This window comes from Streptomyces sp. NBC_00322, from assembly GCF_036147535.1.
Taxonomy (GTDB): domain Bacteria; phylum Actinomycetota; class Actinomycetes; order Streptomycetales; family Streptomycetaceae; genus Streptomyces.
On record NZ_CP108019.1, the window covers coordinates 1,819,628 to 1,840,017 of the forward strand.

At 70.9% G+C, this 20,390-nt stretch carries 19 protein-coding genes; 8 read left to right on the forward strand and 11 right to left on the reverse strand.

Annotated features, from left to right (window positions below; all coding sequences use genetic code 11):
* Genes OG905_RS08255 through OG905_RS08285 form a run of 7 tightly spaced genes read left to right on the forward strand, consistent with a single transcriptional unit; the run spans position 1 to position 7,655 of the window.
* A complete protein-coding gene (locus tag OG905_RS08255) occupies positions 1 to 1,035 on the forward strand; it encodes an NAD-dependent epimerase/dehydratase family protein (protein ID WP_328667044.1) in 1,035 nt (344 codons plus the stop codon).
* On the forward strand, positions 1,023 to 2,306 hold the full coding sequence (locus tag OG905_RS08260; RefSeq protein WP_328667047.1) for a DUF4910 domain-containing protein: 1,284 nt from the start codon (positions 1,023 to 1,025) through the stop codon (positions 2,304 to 2,306). Before OG905_RS08255 ends, OG905_RS08260 begins: the two co-directional genes overlap by 13 nt.
* 5 nt (positions 2,307 to 2,311) lie before the next feature.
* Positions 2,312 to 3,601 carry a hypothetical protein gene (locus OG905_RS08265; protein WP_328667049.1) on the forward strand — a complete coding sequence of 430 codons (1,290 nt, stop codon included), beginning with the start codon at positions 2,312 to 2,314 and terminating at the stop codon, positions 3,599 to 3,601.
* Positions 3,598 to 4,545, forward strand: coding sequence for a glycosyltransferase family 2 protein (locus OG905_RS08270; RefSeq protein WP_328667050.1), 948 nt, complete (start codon positions 3,598 to 3,600; stop codon positions 4,543 to 4,545). Before OG905_RS08265 ends, OG905_RS08270 begins: the two co-directional genes overlap by 4 nt.
* Positions 4,542 to 5,774, forward strand: coding sequence for a polysaccharide pyruvyl transferase family protein (locus OG905_RS08275; RefSeq protein WP_328667051.1), 1,233 nt, complete (start codon positions 4,542 to 4,544; stop codon positions 5,772 to 5,774). The genes OG905_RS08270 and OG905_RS08275 overlap by 4 nt, the downstream gene beginning before the upstream one ends.
* On the forward strand, positions 5,771 to 6,322 hold the full coding sequence (gene rfbC / locus OG905_RS08280; protein ID WP_328667053.1) for a dTDP-4-dehydrorhamnose 3,5-epimerase: 552 nt from the start codon (positions 5,771 to 5,773) through the stop codon (positions 6,320 to 6,322). Before OG905_RS08275 ends, rfbC begins: the two co-directional genes overlap by 4 nt.
* Positions 6,323 to 6,329: 7 nt before the next feature.
* Entirely contained in the window at positions 6,330 to 7,655 is a 1,326-nt protein-coding gene (locus tag OG905_RS08285; protein WP_328667055.1) for a glutamate-1-semialdehyde 2,1-aminomutase, read from the forward strand.
* Between the two features lie 7 nt (positions 7,656 to 7,662).
* On the opposite strand, the gene OG905_RS08290 is transcribed toward OG905_RS08285, so the two are convergent.
* From OG905_RS08290 to OG905_RS08330, 9 genes are all read right to left on the reverse strand, one after another.
* Complete coding sequence (locus OG905_RS08290; RefSeq protein WP_328667057.1) at positions 7,663 to 8,343, reverse strand: phosphatase PAP2 family protein; 681 nt, start codon at positions 8,341 to 8,343, stop codon at positions 7,663 to 7,665.
* 402 nt (positions 8,344 to 8,745) lie between these two features.
* Positions 8,746 to 9,324, reverse strand: a complete 579-nt coding sequence (locus OG905_RS08295; RefSeq protein WP_328667058.1) for a hypothetical protein — start codon at positions 9,322 to 9,324, stop codon at positions 8,746 to 8,748.
* A 2-nt stretch (positions 9,325 to 9,326) separates the two neighbouring features.
* A complete protein-coding gene (locus OG905_RS08300) occupies positions 9,327 to 10,487 on the reverse strand; it encodes an ROK family glucokinase (protein ID WP_328667059.1) in 1,161 nt (386 codons plus the stop codon).
* Between the two features lie 275 nt (positions 10,488 to 10,762).
* Positions 10,763 to 11,989, reverse strand: a complete 1,227-nt coding sequence (locus OG905_RS08305; RefSeq protein WP_328667060.1) for an alpha/beta hydrolase family protein — start codon at positions 11,987 to 11,989, stop codon at positions 10,763 to 10,765.
* 425 nt (positions 11,990 to 12,414) lie between these two features.
* Entirely contained in the window at positions 12,415 to 13,239 is an 825-nt protein-coding gene (locus OG905_RS08310) for an ATP-binding cassette domain-containing protein (protein ID WP_328667061.1), read from the reverse strand.
* On the reverse strand, positions 13,236 to 14,294 hold the full coding sequence (locus tag OG905_RS08315; RefSeq protein WP_328667063.1) for an ABC transporter permease: 1,059 nt from the start codon (positions 14,292 to 14,294) through the stop codon (positions 13,236 to 13,238). The genes OG905_RS08310 and OG905_RS08315 overlap by 4 nt, the downstream gene beginning before the upstream one ends.
* On the reverse strand, positions 14,291 to 15,304 hold the full coding sequence (locus OG905_RS08320; protein WP_328667065.1) for a sugar ABC transporter substrate-binding protein: 1,014 nt from the start codon (positions 15,302 to 15,304) through the stop codon (positions 14,291 to 14,293). Before OG905_RS08320 ends, OG905_RS08315 begins: the two co-directional genes overlap by 4 nt.
* A 128-nt stretch (positions 15,305 to 15,432) precedes the next feature.
* Complete coding sequence (locus OG905_RS08325; protein WP_328667068.1) at positions 15,433 to 16,431, reverse strand: substrate-binding domain-containing protein; 999 nt, start codon at positions 16,429 to 16,431, stop codon at positions 15,433 to 15,435.
* 143 nt (positions 16,432 to 16,574) lie between these two features.
* Positions 16,575 to 17,294, reverse strand: a complete 720-nt coding sequence (locus tag OG905_RS08330) for a GntR family transcriptional regulator (RefSeq protein WP_328682111.1) — start codon at positions 17,292 to 17,294, stop codon at positions 16,575 to 16,577.
* A 155-nt stretch (positions 17,295 to 17,449) separates the two neighbouring features.
* Between OG905_RS08330 and OG905_RS08335 the strand changes: the two genes are divergently transcribed.
* Positions 17,450 to 18,454 (forward strand): Gfo/Idh/MocA family protein, encoded by a 1,005-nt coding sequence (locus OG905_RS08335; protein WP_328667070.1) that lies wholly within the window; start codon positions 17,450 to 17,452, stop codon positions 18,452 to 18,454.
* A gap of 64 nt (positions 18,455 to 18,518) precedes the next feature.
* Here the strand turns inward: OG905_RS08335 and OG905_RS08340 are convergent, their stop codons facing one another.
* Entirely contained in the window at positions 18,519 to 19,697 is a 1,179-nt protein-coding gene (locus OG905_RS08340; RefSeq protein WP_328667071.1) for a cytochrome P450 family protein, read from the reverse strand.
* 18 nt (positions 19,698 to 19,715) lie between these two features.
* A complete protein-coding gene (locus OG905_RS08345; protein ID WP_328667073.1) occupies positions 19,716 to 20,387 on the reverse strand; it encodes a response regulator transcription factor in 672 nt (223 codons plus the stop codon).
* Between the last annotated feature and the right edge of the window lie 3 nt (positions 20,388 to 20,390).

The following is a 20,390-nucleotide window of genomic DNA, read 5'->3' on the forward strand; positions in this document are numbered from 1 at the left end:
TTGCGCGTACTGCTGACCGGACACCAGGGCTACCTGGGCACCGTGATGGCCCCGGTCCTCGCGGCCGCCGGGCACGAGGTCGTCGGCCTCGATGCCGGCCTGTTCGCCGACTGCGTGCTTGGCCCGACGCCCGCGGACCCGCAGGGGCACCGGGTGGACCTGCGCGACGTCACGGCCGAACACGTGGCAGGGGTGGACGCCGTGATCCACCTGGCCGCGCTGTCCAACGACCCGCTGGGATCGCTGGCGCCGGAGCTCACCTACGACATCAACCACCACGCCTCCGTACGGTTGGCCCGGCTGGCCCGCGACGCCGGAGTGCGGCGCTTCCTGTACGCGTCGACCTGCTCCGTCTACGGCGCCTCCGGCGACCCCGACTTGTCGAACTTGGTGGCCGAGGACGCCCCGCTGCGCCCGGTGACGCCGTACGCGGAGTCGAAGGTGCGGGTGGAGGACGACCTGCACGCGCTCGCCGACGGCGACTTCACCCCGGTGTTCATGCGCAACGCCACCGCCTTCGGCTACTCGCCCCGGCTGCGCGCCGACATCGTGCTGAACAACCTGGTGGGCCACGCGCTCCTGTCCGGCGAGGTGTTGGTGCTCTCCGACGGCACCCCCTGGCGCCCGCTGGTGCACGCCGCCGACATCGCACGGGCCTTCACGGCCGCGCTGACCGCGCCCCGCGAAGCGGTGCACGACCGGGCGTTCAACATCGGCAGCGAGATCAACAACGTCACGGTCGCCGAGATCGCCGAGCAGGTCGCCGAGGCGGTGTCCGGCGCGAAGGTGGTGATCACCGGGGAGAACGGTGCCGATCCGCGGTCGTACCGGGTGGACTTCTCCCGGTTCCGCGCCGCGGTGCCCGGCTTCGACTGCGAGTGGACGGTGAAGCAAGGTGCGCTCGAACTCGCCGACGCCTACCGGAAACACGGGCTGACCCGGGAGGACTTCGAGCGACGCTTCACCCGCCTTGCCGTGCTGCGCGCGGCGTCCGACGCCGGCACCGTCGACGACACCCTGCGGTGGCGCCGATGACCGACGCCGGCGAAGAGATGTACGCGCTGGTGGAGCGGCTGTACCCGCTCTGCCGGAGCATCACCGGCGACGGTGTGCGCGCCACCCTGCAGATCGTCGGCGAGTACCTCCCGCTGCAGGTGCACGAGGTGCCGACCGGGACGCAGGTGCTCGACTGGACGGTGCCGCAGGAGTGGAACATCCGGGACGCGTACATCGCCGACACCGTCGGCCACCGGGTCGTCGACTTCGCCGCGTCCAGCCTGCACGTGCTCGGCTACAGCGTGCCGGTGTCGGCGACCATGCCGCTGGCCGAGCTGCGCGGACACCTGCACACCCTGCCGGACCACCCGGCCTGGGTGCCCTACCGCACCAGCTACTACAAGCCGGACTGGGGATTCTGTCTGGCCCAGGACACCTTGGACGCACTGCCGGACGGCGAGTACGAGGTGCGCATCGACTCCACACTCGCCGACGGCCACCTCACCTACGCCGAGCACGTGGTCCCCGGGCAGGTCGCCGACGAGGTGATCGTCTCCTGCCACACCTGCCACCCGTCGCTGGCCAACGACAACCTGGCCGGCATCGCGGTGGCGACGTTCCTGGCACGCGCGCTCGCGCAGGAAACGCCGTACTACACCTACCGGTTCATCTACGCGCCCGGCACCATCGGGGCGATCACCTGGCTGGCCCGCAACGCGGAGCGGGTGGAACGGGTCAAGCACGGCCTGGTGCTGGCCTGTGCCGGCGACCCGGGCCAACTGACGTACAAGCAGAGCAGGCGCGGCGACGCGGAGATCGACCGGGTGATGCGGCACGTGCTGGCCGCCTCCGAACGCCCGCACCACGTCAAGGAGTTCACTCCGTACGGCTACGACGAGCGGCAGTACTGCTCGCCCGGGTTCAATCTCGGCGTGGGCTCGCTCACCCGGACCCCGTACGCCGGCTACCCCGAGTACCACACCTCGGCGGACAACCTGGACTTCGTCTCCCCGAAGGCGATGGCGGACACGCTCGCCGTCTGCCGCGAGGCATTCGCCGTCCTCGACCGCAACCGGCGGTACCTCAACCTCAGCCCCTACGGCGAGCCACAGCTGGGCCGGCGTGGGTTGTACGACGCACTCGGCGGCCGCAGCGACACCAAGCAGGCCCAGATGGCCATGCTCTGGGTGCTCAACCTCTCCGACGGCGAGCACAGTCTGCTGGACGTTGCCGAGCGGTCCGGGCTGCCGTTCGACACCGTCGCCGCCGCGGCCGGCGCCCTGTGCGGCGCCGAATTGATCAAGGCATGACGCCGATGACCACCGAGGGGGAGAAGACCACGGCACCGGCCGGATCCGCCAGGCGGGCCCTCGTCGGCCGGCTGTCCTGGGGACTGGCCGACCAGGCGGCCTCCAGCGTGAGCAACTTCGCGGTGGGCATCTACGTGGCCCGCTCGCTGGGGGTGACCGCGTTCGGTGTGTTCAGCCTCGCCTGGGTGACTTACGGCGTGGTGCTCAACGTCTCCCGCGGGCTGGCCACCGATCCGCTCGTGGTGCGCTTCAGCGGCGTGCCGGACGCGTCCTGGCGCGGGGCGGTGGCCCGGTCGACGGGTACCGCGCTCGGCGTCGGTGCCGCCCTCGGCGCGGCGTGTCTGGTGGCCGGACTGGGCCTCGGCGGCCGCGTGGGGCCCGCGTTCGCCGCCCTTGGTGTCATGTTGCCGGGGCTGCTGCTCCAGGACGCCTGGCGGTTCTCGTTCTTCGCCGTCGGCGCCGGGCGGAAGGCGTTCGTCAATGACGTCGTGTGGGGTGTCGCACTTGTCCCGGCCATGGTGGTGGCGGCCCGTGCGGGCAGCGTGGCCGCCTTCGTGCTCGCCTGGGGCGCGTCCGCCACGGTGGCGGCGGGGTACGGCTACATCCAGTCCGGCATCCGGCCCCGGATGACCGAGGCGCGCGGATGGCTTCGCGAGCAGCGCGATCTCGGCTACCGGTACCTGGTCGAGAACGTCAGCCTCAGTGGCGCGAGCCAACTGCGGGCGTACGGGCTCGGCGCGATCGTCGGGGTCGGCGCGGTGGGTGCGGTGCGGGGCGCCGAGCTCCTGCTCGGCCCGTTCCTGGCGGTGCTCATGGGGCTTTCGCTGGTCACCGTCCCGGAGGCGGCACGGGTGCTGCGGCAGGCCCCGCACCGGCTCGGCACCTTCTGCCTCCTGCTGGGCGGGGGGCAGGCCGCCGGCGCGCTGCTCTGGGGCGGGGCGCTGCTGCTGATGCCTGGCCGGTTCGGCGAGCTGGTGCTGGGCGGCGTCTGGCACTCCGCCTCGGAGCTCATCGTGCCGATCACCCTCGGCGTCGCGGGCGCGGGCCTCGGCACCGGCGCGGCGGCCGGGCTGCGCGCACTCGGCGCTGCCCGGCGCAGCCTGCGCTGCCAGCTGTTCGCCTCCGCCTGCTATGTCAGCGGCGGGCTCGGCGGGGCGGCGGCCGCCGGCACGGTCGGCTCGGCCTGGGGCGTCGCCGCCGCGACCATCAGCGGCTCGGCCGTGTGGTGGCTGCAACTGCGGTCCGCCCTGCGCGAGCGCCACCGCAATCCCATCCCCGAAGTGAGGACCTCATGACCGCCCAACCCAGGCTGAGCATCGGCCTGCCCGTGTACAACGGCGAGGAGTACCTGGCCGAGTCGCTCGACGCCCTGCTCGGCCAGACCTACGAGGACTTCGAGCTGGTCATCTCCGACAACGCCTCGACCGACGGGACCCAGGAGATCTGCCGCAAGTACGCCGCGCGGGACTCGCGCATCCGGTACCTCCGGCTGCCCCGGAACATCGGCGCCACGCCGAACCACAACCATGTGTTCGCCGAGTCCCGCGGCGAGCTGTTCAAGTGGGCCTCGCACGACGACCTGTACGGCCGCGACCTGCTGCGGCGCTGCGTGGAAGCGCTGGACGAGCGGCCGGAGGTGATCCTCGCGCACACCGGCCAGGCGGTCATCGACGGCGACGGCGAGGTGAAGGTCCCCTACGAGTACGGGCTCGCCACCGACTCCCCGCATGCGCCGGAGCGCTTCCGCAGTCTGCTGGTCGAGCCGGGTGGCGACGACTTCTACGGGGTGATGCGGGCCGACATGCTGCGCCGGGTGAAACCGATGGACAGCTACCACCACGCGGACCGCACGTTCGTCGCCGAGATCACCCTGCACGGGCCCTTCCACCAGGTGCCGGAGCTGCTGTACTTCCGCCGCGACCACCCCACCCGCGCCGAGCGGGCGAACCCTTCCAAGCGCTCCCGGTGCGTCAACCTGGACCCGCGCCGGGCAGGCCCGCTGCACCCGACGCCCCGGCTGCTCGCCGAGTACATCTGGGGCTTCGCCTCGGCGATCCGCCGGGCGCCGTTGTCCCCGGCCGACCGGCGCGCGTGCTACCGCCACCTGGCCGCGTGGATGACCAGCCGGGTCCGGCCGGGCGCCGGCGAGCGGGTCGAGGACCGCGCCCCGGTCGACCCGGCCCAGCTCACGGTCTCCGTCGACGCCCTCGTCGCCGGCCGTGAGGGGAGGCAGGCATGACGTCCGCGGACGAAACTCCGGTGCGCGTCGGGGTGTTCGGCCTGCTCGGCTCCGGCAATCTCGGCAACGACGGGTCGCTCGAGGCCGTCCTCGGGTACCTCCGCGCCGAGCACCCGGAGGCGGTCGTGGACGCGCTGTGCGGCGGGCCCGAGGCCGTGACGACCCGGTTCGGGATCCCCGCCACGCGGCTGCACTGGTACCGCGGGGAGTACCGGACCGCGTCACGCGCGGGCGCGATCGCGGCGAAGGGTCTGGGCAAACTCGTCGACGCCTTCCGCACCGCCGCCTGGGTGCGCCGGCACGACGTGGTGATCGTGCCGGGCATGGGCGTCCTGGAGGCCACACTGCCGCTGCGGCCGTGGGGCTTTCCGTACTCGCTGTTCCTGCTCTGCGCGAGCGGTCGGCTGCTGCGCACCCGGGTCGCGCTGGTCAGCGTCGGCGCCGCCGAGATCGGCAACCGGCCCACCCGGGCCCTGGTGCGCTGGTCGGCGCGGCTGGCCACCTACCGGTCGTACCGGGACGCCCAGTCCCGTGACGCGATGCGGGCGATGGGCGTGGACACCGCGCGTGACGAGGTCTACCCGGACCTCGCGTTCGCCCTGCCGACGCCGCGGGCGAGCGCGCCCTCGGGCCCGCCGGGCGCGGTCTGTGTCGGCGTCATGGACTTCCACGGCGGCAATGACGACCGCGCCCGGGCCGAGGAGATATACCGGCGCTACCTCGACGGGACGATCCGGTTCGTCCGCACGCTGGTCGAGGAGGGCAGGCCGGTCCGGCTGCTCACCGGCGACCAGTGCGATGCGTCGGTGGTCGCCGCGATCCTCGACGCGGTGGACTCACCGCTGGTCACCGCTGCCGAGCCGTCCTCACTGGCCGACCTGATGAAGGAGATGGCGGCTGCCGACACCGTGGTGGCGATCCGGTACCACAATCTGATCTGCGCGCTGAAGACCGGTACGCCGGTGCTCGCTCTCTGCTACGCGGCGAAGAGCGACGCGCTCATGGCGGAGATGGGCCTTGGCGCGTACTGCCACCCGGCGCGCGAGGTCGACGCCGACCGGCTGCTTGAGCAGTTCCGTGCGCTGGAGAAGCGTTCGGCCGAGCTGCGCCAGACCCTCACCCAGCGGAACCTGGCCGCAGCCCAGCGCCTCGAGCACCAGTTCAACTCGTTGACCGCGGCCCTGTTCCCTGCGGCCGACCACGCCCACACCTTGCGGAAGGCTCCATGAAGGCGACCGAAGTCCCGGAGATCACCGGCGCGTACCTCTTCGAGCCGACGCCGTACGCCGACGAGCGCGGCTTCTTCTGCCGCACCTTCGACGCCGACGTGGTCCGCTCGGTGGGCCTCGACCCGGACGCCTTCGTCCAGGACAGCCTGTCCCGCTCGGTCCGGGGCGTGCTGCGCGGCCTGCACCTGCGCTCCGGCGCAGGCGAGGCCAAGCTCGTGCGGTGCTCGTACGGGAGGATCTTCGACGTCGTCGTCGACCTGCGGACGGACTCGCCGACCTACCGCAACGTGGCCTTCTTCGACCTGTCCGGCGAGACGCAGGTGACCCTGTACATCCCGGCGGGGTGCGCGCACGGCTTCCAGGCGTTGACCGAGACCGCCGACATCTCGTACCGGATCGACCGCCCGCACGATCCGGCCGAGGACGTGACGATCGCCTTCGACGACCCGGAGCTCGCCATTCCCTGGCCACTGCCGGCCACATCGATGTCCCAGCGGGACCGGGAGGCGCCGAGCCTCGCCGAGGCCCTGAAGCAGAAAGAGAGCTGAAGTCAGCGTGGACACCGAAGAGTTCCTCCTGCCCCGGTCGCGGATGGCGAACGAGCGGCTGCACGCCATGATCCCCGGGGGCGCGCACACCTACGCCAAGGGCGACGACCAGTACCCCGAGAACCTGGCCCCGGTCATCAGCCACGGCCGCGGTGCCCACGTGTGGGACATCGACGGCAACCGCTACATCGAGTACGGGTCCGGACTGCGGTCGGTCAGTCTCGGCCACGCCCACCCACGCGTGCTCGAGGCGGTGCGGCGGGAACTCGACCGCGGCAGCAACTTCGTTCGGCCGTCCATCGTGGAGGTCGAGGCCGCGGAACGCTTCCTTGCCACGGTGCCGACCGCCGAGATGGTGAAGTTCGCGAAGAACGGCTCCGACGTCACCACCGCCGCGGTGCGCCTCGCCCGTGCCGTCACCGGGCGCCCGCGGGTGGCCATCTGCGGCGACCATCCGTTCTTCTCCGTCGACGACTGGTTCATCGGCACCACGCCGATGTCCGCCGGTATTCCGGCGGCGACCACCGAGCTCACCGTGGCGTTCCCTTACGGGGACCTGGCCGCCACGGAGGAGCTGCTCACCCGGTATCAGGACGAGGTCGCCTGCCTGATTCTCGAACCTGCCGGCCACGCCGAGCCGCCGCCCGGATACCTCGCCGGCCTGCGCGAGCTGGCCGACCGGTACGGCTGCGTACTGATCTTCGATGAGATGATCACCGGCTTCCGCTGGTCCGAGGCGGGCGCGCAGGGCCTGTACGGCGTCGTGCCCGACCTCTCCACGTTCGGCAAGGCGCTGGGCAACGGGTTCGCCGTCTCCGCGCTGGCCGGGCGCCGCGACCTGATGGAGTGGGGCGGGCTGCGTCACTCCGGCGACCGGGTGTTCCTGCTGTCCACCACGCACGGTGCGGAAACGCACTCGCTGGCCGCCGCGATGGCCGTGCAAACCACCTACGTCGAGGAGGGCATCACCGCGCGGCTGCACGCCCTCGGCGAGCGGTTGGCCGCCGGTGTCCGCGAGGCCGCGGCCGGCATGGGCGTCGGCGACCACATCGTCGTCCGGGGCCGGGCCAGCAACCTGGTCTTCGCCACCCTCGACGCGAACCGGCAGCCGTCGCAGCAGTACCGCACCCTGTTCCTGCGCCGGCTCCTCGCGGGCGGAGTACTGGCCCCGTCATTCGTGGTGAGCAGCGCGCTCGGCGACGCCGACATCGACCGCACCGTCGACGTGGTGGCCCAGGCATGTGCGGTGTACCGGAAGGCACTGGATGCCGCTGACCCCACCCCCTGGCTGGCCGGGCGGCCGGTGAAGCCCGTATTCCGCCGCTTGGCGTGACGTGACGTCAGCGACGCTGCCGCCGACCGGCGCCGGCCATCCGATCGACCAGCCAGTCGGCCATCCGATCGACCAGCCACGCGGTCGCCGGTATCACCGCCAGCGCGGTGCACCAGCCGCCGAGGACGTCGGTCGGGTAGTGCGCGCCCAGTGCGACCTGCGCCCAGCCCATGGCGGCGCCGGCAACCAGCGCCGTGGCGAGCACGAGTAACGTGCCGGCCGTCCTGCCGAGGCAGAGCCGGCCGGTCGCGAGCAGCGCCACCATGAGGGCGAGCGCGGTGAAGAAGGCGGTGTGCCCGCTCGGGTAGGACAGGTACCCGCCGTGGATGGTGCGTCCCACCAGGTGCTTGAGCAGCGTCGTCGTCCCCACGGTCATGCCGACCCCGGCAACGACGAGCACCGCTGCGCGAGGACGCCGAAGCAGCAGGCAGCCCGTCACGGTGGCCACGACCAGCGTCGCCGCTCCCACGGGCTCCCCCAAGAAGTCCGTGGCCAGAGCGACCTGCCGCCACGGCGGCCCCACACCGTCCACCGCCGCCCAGATCCGCGCGTCCACCCTGCCGGGCTCACTGTGGCCGGCATACAGGACCCCGAGCACGACGATCACCAGCGCGGCGAGGACCGCGATCAGCCCGAGCCATACGCGCAGCGACGGGGGCAGCCCCGCGGGCGCCGGCCGGCCGGTCACACGCCCACCGCATCCGGTCGACCTGCGGTTGTGACCTTCTTGTCTGCCGTGCGCAGCGTCGGGACAAACCCGTCAAGCACGAACTGGGCTGGGCCGACTTCCAGGTCTGCTCCGGCCAGGCGATCCAACGCGAGCCCCCCGTCGTGTCCGACCCACCCTGCAGCGATCACGACTGCCCCGCGGACACCCGCGACTCCGCGGGAGCCGTAAGCCTGTGCAGCCCCGAACTCGCCAGCCTGGCCATCGCCCTGGCCAAAGGCATCGGGATCAGCCTCTGCTTGTCACCCTAACCAACAATCCGGTCGCGGCAAACCGCTGTCGGACAGTCACGGACTGTGAGTCGCGCCCTGTTTCGCGAAACCACGTGAGCCGCCTCGAAATGACTGGAAGCACGGCCTCCGGTCAGGGGGTCGCTGTCGAGACAACAAAGACCATGGGGTGGGAACTGTCGGTCAGATCGACGGTGATGTCCTGGGAGGGACGGGGGTCCCTCTGCGTATGGCTGGTGCCCGCCCAGTCGCCCTCGCTCGCGCCGAAGTGCCAGGCGACGGTCTCGGCGTCACGCGCGCCGATGCTGACCTCGCCGTCGTCGAGCTGCGCGCGGCTCGTGCCGACGCCCTTGAGGAACTGGTCGAGCCCGGCGGAGGTCGTACGGAACTGCACGTACAGCCGGCTGGTCTTCCAGTTGCTCGTCTCGTAGTACGCGACCTGCGTGGACTTCTCCGGGATCGGCACCTCGAAGACGCGGCGCTTCATCTGGGAGGGCCAGGTGTTGCGCAGGCCGGTGGCCGAGGACTCCGACTCCTTGTCCCGCCCGCTGTCACGACTCTGCTCCGCGGAGATCACCAGATAGCCGGCCGGGATGCCGACGAGGAGCACGATGGTGATCGCCGTCAACCAGCGACGGAGGACCATGTGGCGGTGGTCCTCGGTGGGGCGGACGCTTTCGTCCGTTGAGGTGGACTGGCGGGGCACGGTCATGACTACGGTTCCTGGGTGGGGCGGGTGGTGCCGGAGTTGCGGATGGCCTGCGCGTAGCGTTCGTAACGCTCGTGGCGCTCCACACGGCGCCGGTTGGTCCGGCGGAAACGGCGGGCCACGAGCCGCGCGAGGTCGGCCGCACCGACCATACCTGCCTCCGGGCCGAGCTGGGCCTTGACGATGCGCGCCTCGGGGCGGTAGCCGCGGCCCGTGAGGTGACGGCGGAATGCGTCCCGGGCGGGGCCGATGAGCAGGTCGTCGGCCGCGCTGACACCGCCGCCGATGACGAAGCAGGACGGGTCGAGGGCGGCCGCGAGATTGGCGATGCCGATGCCGAGCCACTGGCCGATGTCCTGGAAGAGCTCGATGCACATGGCGTCGCCCTCGCGGGCGAGCTCGGTGATGACCGGGCCGGTGATCTCGGGGATGTTCCCGCCGACGCGCTCGATGAGGCTGTGCGCGACCGGGGAATCCGCGGCGGCGAGCTCGCGCGCCTCGCGCACCAGCGCGTTGCCGGAGCTGTACTGCTCCCAGCAGCCGCGATTGCCACAGGCGCAGCGGTGGCCGCCGGGCACGACCTGCATATGACCGAATTCGCCGGCGACGCCGTACTTGCCGCGCTTGACCCGGCCGTCCTCCAGGATCGCGCCGCCGATACCCGTACCGAGGGTGATCATGACCAGGTGGTCCTCGCCGCGGCCCGCGCCGAAGCGCCACTCGGCCCAGGCGGCGGTGTTGGCGTCGTTGTCGACCAGGACGGGGACCGCGAGCCGGGCCGAGAGGGCGTCGCGCAGGGGTTCGTTGCGCCAGGCGAGATGGGGTGCGAAGAGAACCTTGGAACGGTCGGCGTCGACCCAGCCCGCCGCGCCGATGCCGACGGCGTGCACGTCGTGCCGGTCGGACAGGTCGAGGACCAGCTCGCAGATGGTGTCCTCGACGACCTTGGGGCTCTTGGACTTGTCCGGCGTCTCCGTACGGATTTTCTCCAGGATCACGCCGTCGGCGTCGACGACACCCGCCATCACCTTCGTACCGCCGATGTCGATGCCGACGGTGGGGACGCGGGGCGCGGTGAGATGCGAGCGCCGCTCGCGGGTGCCGACGGTCTTCAGGACGGTGGCGCGGGCGGAGCCGCGGTGCGCGAAGTCGCGGTAGGTGCTCATGTCCCTGCGGGGTCTCGGGGGCGGGGCCGGTGGCTGTCATGTCCCCGGCGATGGGCAGCGCCCACCGGGGCCGATTCTGCCATCCGGCGGCGCGGGGCGCCGGGCGCCGGTGGGCGGGGCCCGTGGGCGGGGCTTGTTCCCCGACCCGCCCCATCCCGAACTGGGGGCAGGCCCCAGACCCCGGATGCGACCTTCGGCCGCAGGTCCTCAAACGCCGGACGGGCTGAATGTGCGGTCCAGCCGCACATTCCAGCCCCGCGGAGGTCCCCCGGTGCCTACGGGCGGCCGCCCCGCCGCAGGGTGTCCTCCAGCCAGTCGAAGACGACCTCGCAGTGCTGCTGAGGTGCCATCGGCGAGCAGTGCAGCTGGGCTCCGGTGGCCGCCGTCAGCAGTTCGTACTCCTTGGGGGCACGCAGCAGCTCGTAGAACGCGCGCGGCTGGCCGGGGTAGAACTGCTCGTCGTCGTAGTCCAGCACCAGCGTGGGGCACTTGATACGGCTCACCACGCTGGTGATGTCGAGCGCCATGATCCGCTGGGCCGGGGTCCAGAAGTCGGTGAAGATCCGGCCCTGACGGGCGGCCAGCATCGCCGGGACCGAGAACGGCTCGACCCGCTTCTCAATCGTCGCCGCTTCCTCCGGGCTCAGCTGGGGGACGACCTCTTCGTTCCAGATGCGGTTGGTCTCCGCCTTGTCGGGGGTCACGATGCTCCGGAGCTCCGCCGGAAAACCCAGCCACGGCGAGAGCACTCCCGGCATCGCGGCCAGCGCTGCGATCCTGCGCTCGAAGGCCGCTGCGCGTGGGGCGAGGTCGCCGCCCATCGACAGCCCGGTCAGGGCGATGCGCCGCTCGTCGACGTCCCTGCGGCGCTCCAGCCAGTCCACCAGAAGGGAGACGACCCGCTCCCAGCGCGGGGTGAAGACGACCTGGTCGACGAAGAGCAGCTCGCCCTGGCCCGGTCCGTCGTACACGAGCGCGTTCCACCCGTGGGCGAGCGCGGCGGAGACCCCGTACGTCCACATGTCGACATTCTGGCCGTCGCTGCCGTTGGTGAGGATGACGGTCGGCCTGGCCCTGCCGGAGGCATCGGGGCGGAAGAACCAGACAGGGAGCGAGGTCCGGCCCTCGTACCGGACCCGATCGGTGATCGCCGCCGGTGTGCACAACCGGGCGAAGCTGTCCCAGGAGCTACGCCCGGCGAGGTAGAGATCCTCCTCGTCGCCGGGGGTTTGTGAACCGAGCACAAAGAACAGCGCCTGGCCGTAGTACTGGGCCGCCCGCAGCGAGCGGAATCGCCGGGTCTGCGGATGACGGGTCGCGGTGGCCGCGAGCCGGTCCCCCCAGCGCCGGAACTCCGCGGTGAACGTCTGCTGGTCCGCCCCGGCGGCGTTGATCGCGTTGACGGCGGTCAGGACCTCGCCGACCTCGCTGGAGCCGAACCCGGCGCCGCCCAGGGCCAGCAGCGCGGAGAAGTTGAGAGCCGGGTCCGTGAACAGTTGCATCGCTCCGGGCGTCGGCGACGCGGCCGCGGCCGGCCCTCGGGCTCGGGCGGGTGCCAACGCTGAGGCCGTCGGCGCCGAGGCGAGGAGGGCCGCTCCGGCTCCGCCCGCCAGGCCGGCGAGCGCCCCCCGTCGGGTGGGCCTCGCCGCTCGCTCTGAGGGTGCGTTCGTCATGCCCGGAAACGCTAGGAGCCTGCCTCGGGCCGGGCGGACGCGCCACTCCCGCCGGTCCTTCGAACGGCCCAGGGGGACGCCTGGGCGATCCTGCAGCCCGGAAGCTGACGCCACCACCGGCCACCGGACCGGGCGAAAGGGCCGGACCGTTTCGCACGGTCCGGCCCCTCTCGCCGTAGCAGGTGGCGGCGGCCGTTTCGGAACTGTCCCTTTCCCGCGCGCAATTGGATGGGGGAACAGGCCCGCCGCAGGCGCTAGGAGGCGTCCGCGTCCTTCACCGGGTGGCCCCCCAGATGCGTCGGCACCGGCGCCCTCTCCAGCTCGTGCCTCAGGTCCTCCAGCTCGCTCCCGCCCGCCATCTGGCGCGTCAGCTCGTCCAGCGTCACCGAGCTCTTCGTGTGGCTGGCGGACATCGTGCCGCGCTTGAGCAGGATGAAGCGGTCCCCGACCAGATACGCGTGGTGCGGGTTGTGGGTGATCAGCACGACACCCAGCCCCGCATCCCGGGCAGCAGCCACATACTTCAGCACCACACCGGACTGCTTCACGCCGAGCGCGGCCGTCGGCTCGTCCAGGACCAGGACCTTCGCGCCGAAGTACACGGCCCGGGCGATCGCCACGCACTGCCGCTCGCCGCCCGAGAGCGTGCCGATGGGCTGGTCGACATCGCGCAGGTCGATGCCCATGCGCAGCAGCTCGGACCGGGTCGTCTCGCGCATCAGCTCGACGTCGAGGCGCTTGAAGGGGCCGACGCCCTTCGTCGGCTCGGAGCCGAGGAAGAAGTTCCGCCAGACCGGCATCAGCGGTACGACGGCGAGGTCCTGGTAGACCGTGGCGATACCGCGGTCCAGCGCCTCGCGCGGGCTGGCCAGGCTCGCCTGCTCGCCCTCGATGAGGAAGGTTCCGGCGTCGTGCTGGTGCAGACCCGCGATGATCTTGATCAGCGTGGACTTGCCCGCGCCGTTGTCGCCGAGTACGCAGGAGATCTCCCCGGCGTGCACCTCCAGCGAGACGCCCTCCAGGGCGCGGATGTTGCCGTAGTACTTACTGACGTTGTCGAGCTCGACGAGGGCCGTCATTTGCTTGCCTCCGCACGCTTGCGGACCCATGCGTTGAGCAGGGTGGCGAGAAGGAGCATCGCTCCGAGGAAGAACTTGAACCAGTCCGGGTTCCACTCCGCGTACACGATGCCCTTGCTGGTCATGCCGAAGATGAACGCACCGACCGCCGAGCCGATCGCCGAGCCGTAGCCGCCGGTGATCAGGCAGCCGCCGATGACGGCCGCGATGATGTACGTCAGCTCGTTGCCGACGCCTTCGCCGGACTGCACCACGTCGAAGGAGAACAGCAGATGCTGACCGGAGACCCAGGCGGCGAAGGCGACGCCCATGTACAGGCCGATCTTGGTCTTGCTGACCGGGACACCGACCGCGCGGGCCGCGTCCGCGCCGCCGCCGACCGCGAAGATCCAGTTGCCGAAGCGGGTACGCAGCAGAATCCACGTGGCCAGGGCGACCAGCGCGAACCACCACAGGATGGTGACTTTGAGGGTGACGTCACCGAGGGTCAGCTGCGAGGCGAAGAGCTTCTTCGCGGAGCTGAAGCCCTCCATGTCGGCGATGGACTTCGTGGAGACCGTGCCGCTGATCAGCTTGGTGAAGCCGAGGTTGAGGCCGGTCAGCATCAGGAACGTGCCGAGCGTGATGATGAAGCTGGGCAGTTTCGTACGGGTCAGCATGAAGCCGTTGAAGACCCCGATGGCCAGCGTGACCAGCAGAGAGACAAAGACGCCGACCCAGACGTTCGCCGTCATCTGGTAGCTGAACATCGAGGAGATCAGCGCGGAGCTGGTCACCAGGACACCGGCCGACAGGTCGAACTCGCCGCCGATCATCAGCAGCGCGACCGGTACGGCCATGATGCCGAGGGTCGATGCCGCGTACAGGACGGTGGACAGGCTGGACGCCTGGAGGAACGAGTCCGCGACGATCGAGAAGAAGATGAAGACCGCCGCGGCGCCGACGACCGAGCCCAGTTCGGGTCTGCCCATCAGCTTGCGCATGGGCGAGGTGCGCAGCAGCCGCTCGTCGCTCTTCTGTGGTGGTGTGGTGGCAGGTGGTGCGGTCGCACTCATCGTGTCCCCCGCTCTGTGTATTCCTGCAGCTCGGCGGCGTCGGTCATGGTGATGATCTGAGGTCCTGTCAGGACGGGCCGCCCGCCGCCGAGCACGTCCGCGTTGTACCTGTAGAGCCACAGCAGGTCCACGGCCTGGTACCCCTGGAGATAGGGCTGCTGGTCGACGGCGAAGCCGAGCGTCCCGGCCTTCAGTTCGGTGGCCACCTTGGCGTTGAGGTCGAAGGTGTCGACCTCGGCCGTGCTCTCGGCGGTCTTCTTCGCCTGGACGGCGGCGTCCGCGAACGGTGCGCCCAGCGTGACGACCGCGTCGATGGAGCGGTCGGCCTGGAGCTTGGCCTCGATGGACGCCTGGACGTCGGGCATGTTGGTGCCGTCGACGTAGAGGTTCTGCAGCTCGCCGCCGAAGGTCTTCTTCGCGCCCGCGCAGCGCTGTTCATGGCCGACGTTGCCCTGCTCGTGAAGCACGCACAGGGCCTTCTTGCGGCCGCGCTTGTCGAGTTCGTCGCCGACGGCCTCGCCCGCGACGTTCTCGTCCTGCCCGATGTGGGTGAGCGCGCCGTACGCCTTGGACTGCTCGGAGCCCGAGTTGACGGTGATGACGGGGATACCGGCCTTCTCGGCCTTGGCGACGACGTCCTTCATCGCGTCGGGCTTGGCGAGCGAGACGATCAGTCCGTCGACCTTCTTGTCGATGGCCGCCTGGACGAGCTGGGCCTGCTGCTGGCCCTCGTCGTTGTGCGAGTAGAGGAAGTTGATGTTGTCCTTGACGGCGGCCTGCTCCGCGCCGCTCTGGACGATGTCCCAGAAGGTGTCGCCGTCGCCGGAGTGGGTGACCATCGCGAAGGTCCAGCGAGGGGTGGTGACCGCGGACTTGCCGGCCGCGGCCTGCGCCTTGCGGGCGTCGGCGGCGCGCTTTCCGCCCGTGCTGCTGCATCCCGCCAGTGAGGCTCCGAGTACCGCCGCCAGCACCGCGCCGAGCGCGCGTACCCCTGTCCTTGCCCTAGCCACGACGCCGTGCCCTTCTTGCCGTACTCGCTGTGCTTCTCGGTGCGGCCGGGGGGCGTGGTGTCGCGCCCCGGCCGCCCAAGTATGTGTCACAGCAGGTCGGAGGGTTGGCACCGGGTGTACCGCGTACGTCATCGGGTTCCGTCGGCGGTGAGCTTCTCCAGCGCGGGCACATCCTTCTCGGTGACCAGCGCGGGACCGGTGAGGATCGGCTTGCCGCCGCCGATCACATTGCCGTTGACCTTGTTGAGCCACAGCTCGTCGATGGCGAGGTAGCCCTGGAGGTAGGGCTGCTGGTCCACGGCGAAGCCGATCTGCTTGGCCTTGAGCTGCTTGACCACTTCGGCGTTGAGGTCGAAGGTGTTGACCTCGGCGCTGGAGCCCGCGCCGTCCTTGGCCTTGACCGCGGCGGCCGCGATGGGGGCGCCGAGGGCGACGACGGAGTCGATGTCCTTGCCCGCCTGGAGTTTGGCCTCGATGGACGAGGTGGTCGCGGGTGTGTTGGTGCCGTCGACGTTGAGGTTCTCGACCGTGCCCTTGAAAGTCTTCTTCACTCCGGCACAGCGCGCTTCGAGCGAGACGTTGCCCTGCTCGTGGATGACGCAGACGGCCTTCTTCTTGCCGCGCTTGTTGAGTTCCTCGCCGATGGCCTCGCCGGCGACGGACTCGTCCTGGCCGATGTGGCTGAGCGCGCCGAGCGACTTGGAGAACTCGGCGCCGGAGTTGATCGTGACGACGGGTATGCCTGCCGCGACGGCCTTCTTGACGACGTCCTGGACTGCTTCCGGCTTGGCGAGGGTCACGATGATGCCGTCGACCTTCTGGTCGATGGCGGCCTGCACGAGCTGGGCCTGCTCCTTGCCCTCCTTGTTGGCCGAGTAGAGGAATTCGACGTTGTCCTTGCGGGCGGCGACCTTGGCGCCGCTCTGGACGATGTCCCAGAAGGTGTCGCCCTCGCCGGAGTGCGTCACCATCGCGATCTTCAGACGTCCGGTGGCGGCGGGAACTCCTCCTCCGCCTTCCTTGGAGGGGCTGTCCTTGGCCTCCTTGCCACCGGAACTGCTGCATCCGGCGACGACGACCAGGGCACTTGCGGCGAGCAGGGCTGCTGCCGTGCGGGTGGTACGCATGGTGGGTCCGCCTTCTCTCCCGGCCGCCCGATTGCGGCTGGGTGAGTTTTTACGGCGGCCACGCGACCCCGTCAAGACTTTGTCCGAACATTCTTACGCGAATGACATTCTTACGTGACCTGCCCCGAGCCTTCTCGGGGCCGTCAGGGACGGACGAGGAGCTGGAACTCGAAGGCGTAGCGCGAGGCCCGGTAGATGTGCGAGCCGAACTCGACAGCGCGGCCGGTGTCGTCGAAAGTGGTGCGCTCCATCGTCAGCACCGGGGCCCCGGTCGCCTCGGTGAGCAGCTCGGCCTCGAGCTCGGTGGCGGCCCGCGCCCCGACCGACTGCCGGGCGCTGTGCAGGGTGATCCCCGCGGATCGCATCATCCGGTACAGGCCGGTTGCCTCGAGCCGCTCGGTGTCGCAGTCGAAGAGGCCCGCGGGCAGGTGGTTGCGCAGCCTGGCCATGGGCTCGCCGTGGGCATACCGCAGCCGCTCGATCAGCTGCACGTCGCTGCCCTCCGCCACCCCGAGGGCGGCCGCGACCTCGGCACTCGCCGGTTCGACGGCATTGCGCAGCACGATGGTGGCCGGGCGCTGGCCGGCCGCCTCCAGGTCGTCGTAGAGGCTGCTGAGCTCCAGCGGGCGCTTGACCTGGCTGTGCACCACCTGGGTGCCGACGCCCCGGCGGCGCACCAGCAGGCCCTTGTCGACGAGGGACTGGATGGCCTGGCGGACGGTCGGGCGGGACAGGCCGAGCCGGTTGGCCAGCTCTATCTCGTTGCCGAGCAGGCTGCCGGGGGTGAGGGTCCCTCTCTCGATGGCGGATTCCAGCTGCTGTGACAGCTGGAAGTAGAGCGGGACCGGACTGGTGCGGTCCACGCTCAGCTGGAGCGACAGGGACGGGTCCGTCACGTGTCTGGGCTGCTTGGGCACGGGGTGAGCGTAGTCGCACGGAATGTTGACGGGAAGTCGTGAAGTTCGGTTGTCAGGACAAAGTCTTGACATGGCGACCGGCCCGCCGCCACCTTTGGGCCATGCGCATCGGATTGATCGGAACGGGACGTATCGGCACTTTCCACGCGGGCGTGCTCAGCCGCCACCGGGAGGTGGGTTCACTGGTCGTGGCGGATACCGACGCGGCGCGGGCGGCCGAGGTCGCCGAGCGCACCGGGTCCACCGCCGCGCCCAGCGCCAACGAGATCTTCAAGTGGGGCGTTGACGCCGTCGTGATCGCCTCCGCCACCGCCGCCCACGCCGACCTCATCGCCCGGGCCGCCCGCGCCGGGCTGCCCACCTTCTGCGAGAAGCCCATCGCCCTGGATCTGCCGGGCACGCTCGGCGCCCTGCGCGAGGTCGAGACCGCGGGCACCCAGCTCCAGCTGGGCTTCATGCGCCGCTTCGACGCGGGGTACACCACGGCCCGCGAGCTGGTGCGCTCGGGACGGCTCGGCCGGCTGCACACCGTACGGGCCATCACCTCCGACCCGGCGCCGCCGCCCGCCGCGTATCTGCCGCTCTCCGGTGGCCTGTACCGGGACTGCCTGGTCCATGACTTCGACATCCTGCGCTGGGTGACCGGCCGGGAGGTCGTCGAGGTGTACGCCACCGGCTCGGACGGGGGCCCTGCGATGTTCCGCGACGCGGGCGATGTCGACACGGCGGCCGCGGTGCTGACCCTGGACGACGGGACGCTGGCCACGGCGACGGCCACCCGGTGCAACGGCGCGGGCTACGACGTACGCATGGAACTCGCCGGTGAGCTCGACCAGGTCGCGGTGGGCCTGGACGACCGTACGCCGATCACCTCGACCGAGCCGAAGGGCCCGCCGCCCGCGACCAAGCCGTGGCCCGGCTTCCTGGAGCGGTTCGCCCCCGCGTACGAGGCGGAGCTGGACACCTTCGTCCGGATGGTCCAGGGCGAGGCCGAGAACCCTTGCGACGGCCGCGAGGCGCTGACGGCGCTGCGGATCGCGGAGGCGTGCGAGCTGTCCCGCCGCGAGCACCGGCCGGTCCGGCTGGAGGAGATCCCTGCGGACTGAGCGCGGCGTCCCGGCGGACAGAGCGCGGCGGTGGGGCCGGGCCCGAGCCGGGGCCCGGCCCCGGCTACCAGCTCACCGGAAGCCGCCGCACGCCGCGCATCAGCAGACCCGGCAGCCAGTCGAGCGGGCCGCCGGAGGGGTCCAGCGCCAAGTCCGGGCAGCGTTCCAGCAGGGTGCGGATCGCGATGCGGGCCTCCATACGGGCCAGCGGCGCCCCGAGGCAGAAGTGGATGCCATGCCCGAAGGCGAGATGGCCCCGGGTGTCCCGCCGGATGTCGAAGGTGTCCGGGGCCGGATAGCGGGTCGGGTCGCGGTCGCCCGCGGCGAGGCCGACCAGCACCGTCGCGCCGGCCGGGATCACCCGGTCCCCGACCGGGACCGGCTCGGCGGCGAAGCGGGTTGTGCCGTTCTCCACAGGGCCGTCGTAGCGAAGCATCTCCTCGACCGCACCGTCCAGGAGCCCGAAGTCAGCGCGCAGGGCGGCCAGTTGGTCGGGGTGGGTGAGCAGGGCCCGTACGCCGTTGGAGATGAGGTTGACCGTCGTCTCATGGCCGGCGATCAGCAACAGATAGGCGAGCGCCCGCAGTTCGGCCGCCGAGAGCCGGTCGTCGTCCTCGGCCCGGGTCCGTATGAGGGCTGAAAGCAGATCGTCGGCGGGCCCGGCGCAGCGCTTGTCCTCGATGAGTTCGTCGAGGTACGCGGCCAGGCCGTGGATGGCGTCCGCCTCGGCATTCGCTCCGGTCGGGGCCACGACCTCGTTGGACCACTTGCGGAACGCGTCGCGGTCGGCGGCCGGGATGCCGAGCAGCTCGCAGATGACGATGATCGGCAGCGGGAAGGCCAGCGCGTCCACCAGATCGCCGTGCCCGGCCGGCAGCATCGCGTCCAGCAGCTCGTCGGTGATCTGCTGGATGCGCGGGCGCAGGCTCTCCACCCGCCTCCCGGTGAATTCGCGTGTCACGAGTTTGCGGAGCCTGCTGTGGTCGGGCGGGTCCAGGACCAGCAGATTCGGTCCGATGACCTCCTCGTCGAGCATCATCGCGCCGACCGTGGCGGGCGACTTGGACAGGCGCGGGTCGGCGAGCGCGGCCCGCGCCTCCTCGTGACCCACGATCAGCCAGAACAGCTCGCCGCCCGCCATGCGCACCTCGTGGACGGGGCCCGACTCGCGCAGCCGCGCGTAGTACGGATATGGATTCGCGGTGAACTCCGCTCCGTACTCCCCCAGATCAACGATTGTCATCGCGCCAGCGTACGTCCGCTACGACGGCTCGTCCTCGTCGAGCAGGCCCGCGTCGTGCGCCAACAGCGCGATCTGGACACGGTTGTTCAGGTCCAGCTTGGCCAGAATGCGCGAGACATGCGTCTTGACGGTCGGCACGCTCATATAGAGGGTCGCGGCGATCTCGGCGTTGGACCGGCCGCGGCCGACGGCGACGGCCACCTCCCGTTCGCGGTCGGCGAGCGAGGCGATCCGCTCGGCGGCGGACTTCCTGCGGGTGCCGGGGTCGCGGTCGGCGACCTGTGTCATCAACTGGCGGGTGACGGCCGGGGAGAGCACCGGATCGCCCGCCGCCACCCGCCGTACCGCGGCGACGATCTCGGCGGGCGCGGTGTCCTTCAGGACGAATCCGGCGGCTCCCGCGCGCAGCGCCCGCAGCACCTGTTCGTCCGCGTGGAAGGTGGTGAGGACGACGACTTCGGGGGCGTCTGGGCGGCGGCGCAGTCCCTCGGTGGCGGTGAGGCCGTCCATCCCCGGCATCCGGATGTCCATCAGCACCACATCGGGCGCGAGCCGGTCGACGAGTGCCACGGCCTCCGAGCCGTCGGCCCCCTCCCCCACGATCTCGAGGTCGTCGGCTCCGCCGAACATGAAGGCGAGTCCCGCGCGGACGAGAGGGTCGTCATCGACGACGAGCAACCGGATAGTCATGCG

What these genes read in the sequence shown, in the direction of transcription:
- OG905_RS08265 (WP_328667049.1), top strand. Translation starts at nt 2,312, where the DNA reads ATGACCACCGAGGGGGAGAAGACCACGGCACCGGCCGGATCCGCCAGG.
- OG905_RS08270 (WP_328667050.1), top strand. Translation starts at nt 3,598, where the DNA reads ATGACCGCCCAACCCAGGCTGAGCATCGGCCTGCCCGTGTACAACGGC.
- OG905_RS08275 (WP_328667051.1), top strand. Translation starts at nt 4,542, where the DNA reads ATGACGTCCGCGGACGAAACTCCGGTGCGCGTCGGGGTGTTCGGCCTG.
- rfbC (WP_328667053.1), top strand. Translation starts at nt 5,771, where the DNA reads ATGAAGGCGACCGAAGTCCCGGAGATCACCGGCGCGTACCTCTTCGAG.
- OG905_RS08295 (WP_328667058.1), bottom strand. Translation starts at nt 9,324, where the DNA reads ATGACCGTGCCCCGCCAGTCCACCTCAACGGACGAAAGCGTCCGCCCC.
- OG905_RS08300 (WP_328667059.1), bottom strand. Translation starts at nt 10,487, where the DNA reads ATGAGCACCTACCGCGACTTCGCGCACCGCGGCTCCGCCCGCGCCACC.
- OG905_RS08305 (WP_328667060.1), bottom strand. Translation starts at nt 11,989, where the DNA reads ATGCAACTGTTCACGGACCCGGCTCTCAACTTCTCCGCGCTGCTGGCC.
- OG905_RS08310 (WP_328667061.1), bottom strand. Translation starts at nt 13,239, where the DNA reads ATGACGGCCCTCGTCGAGCTCGACAACGTCAGTAAGTACTACGGCAAC.
- OG905_RS08315 (WP_328667063.1), bottom strand. Translation starts at nt 14,294, where the DNA reads ATGAGTGCGACCGCACCACCTGCCACCACACCACCACAGAAGAGCGAC.
- OG905_RS08325 (WP_328667068.1), bottom strand. Translation starts at nt 16,431, where the DNA reads ATGCGTACCACCCGCACGGCAGCAGCCCTGCTCGCCGCAAGTGCCCTG.
- OG905_RS08335 (WP_328667070.1), top strand. Translation starts at nt 17,450, where the DNA reads ATGCGCATCGGATTGATCGGAACGGGACGTATCGGCACTTTCCACGCG.
- OG905_RS08340 (WP_328667071.1), bottom strand. Translation starts at nt 19,697, where the DNA reads ATGACAATCGTTGATCTGGGGGAGTACGGAGCGGAGTTCACCGCGAAT.
- OG905_RS08345 (WP_328667073.1), bottom strand. Translation starts at nt 20,387, where the DNA reads ATGACTATCCGGTTGCTCGTCGTCGATGACGACCCTCTCGTCCGCGCG.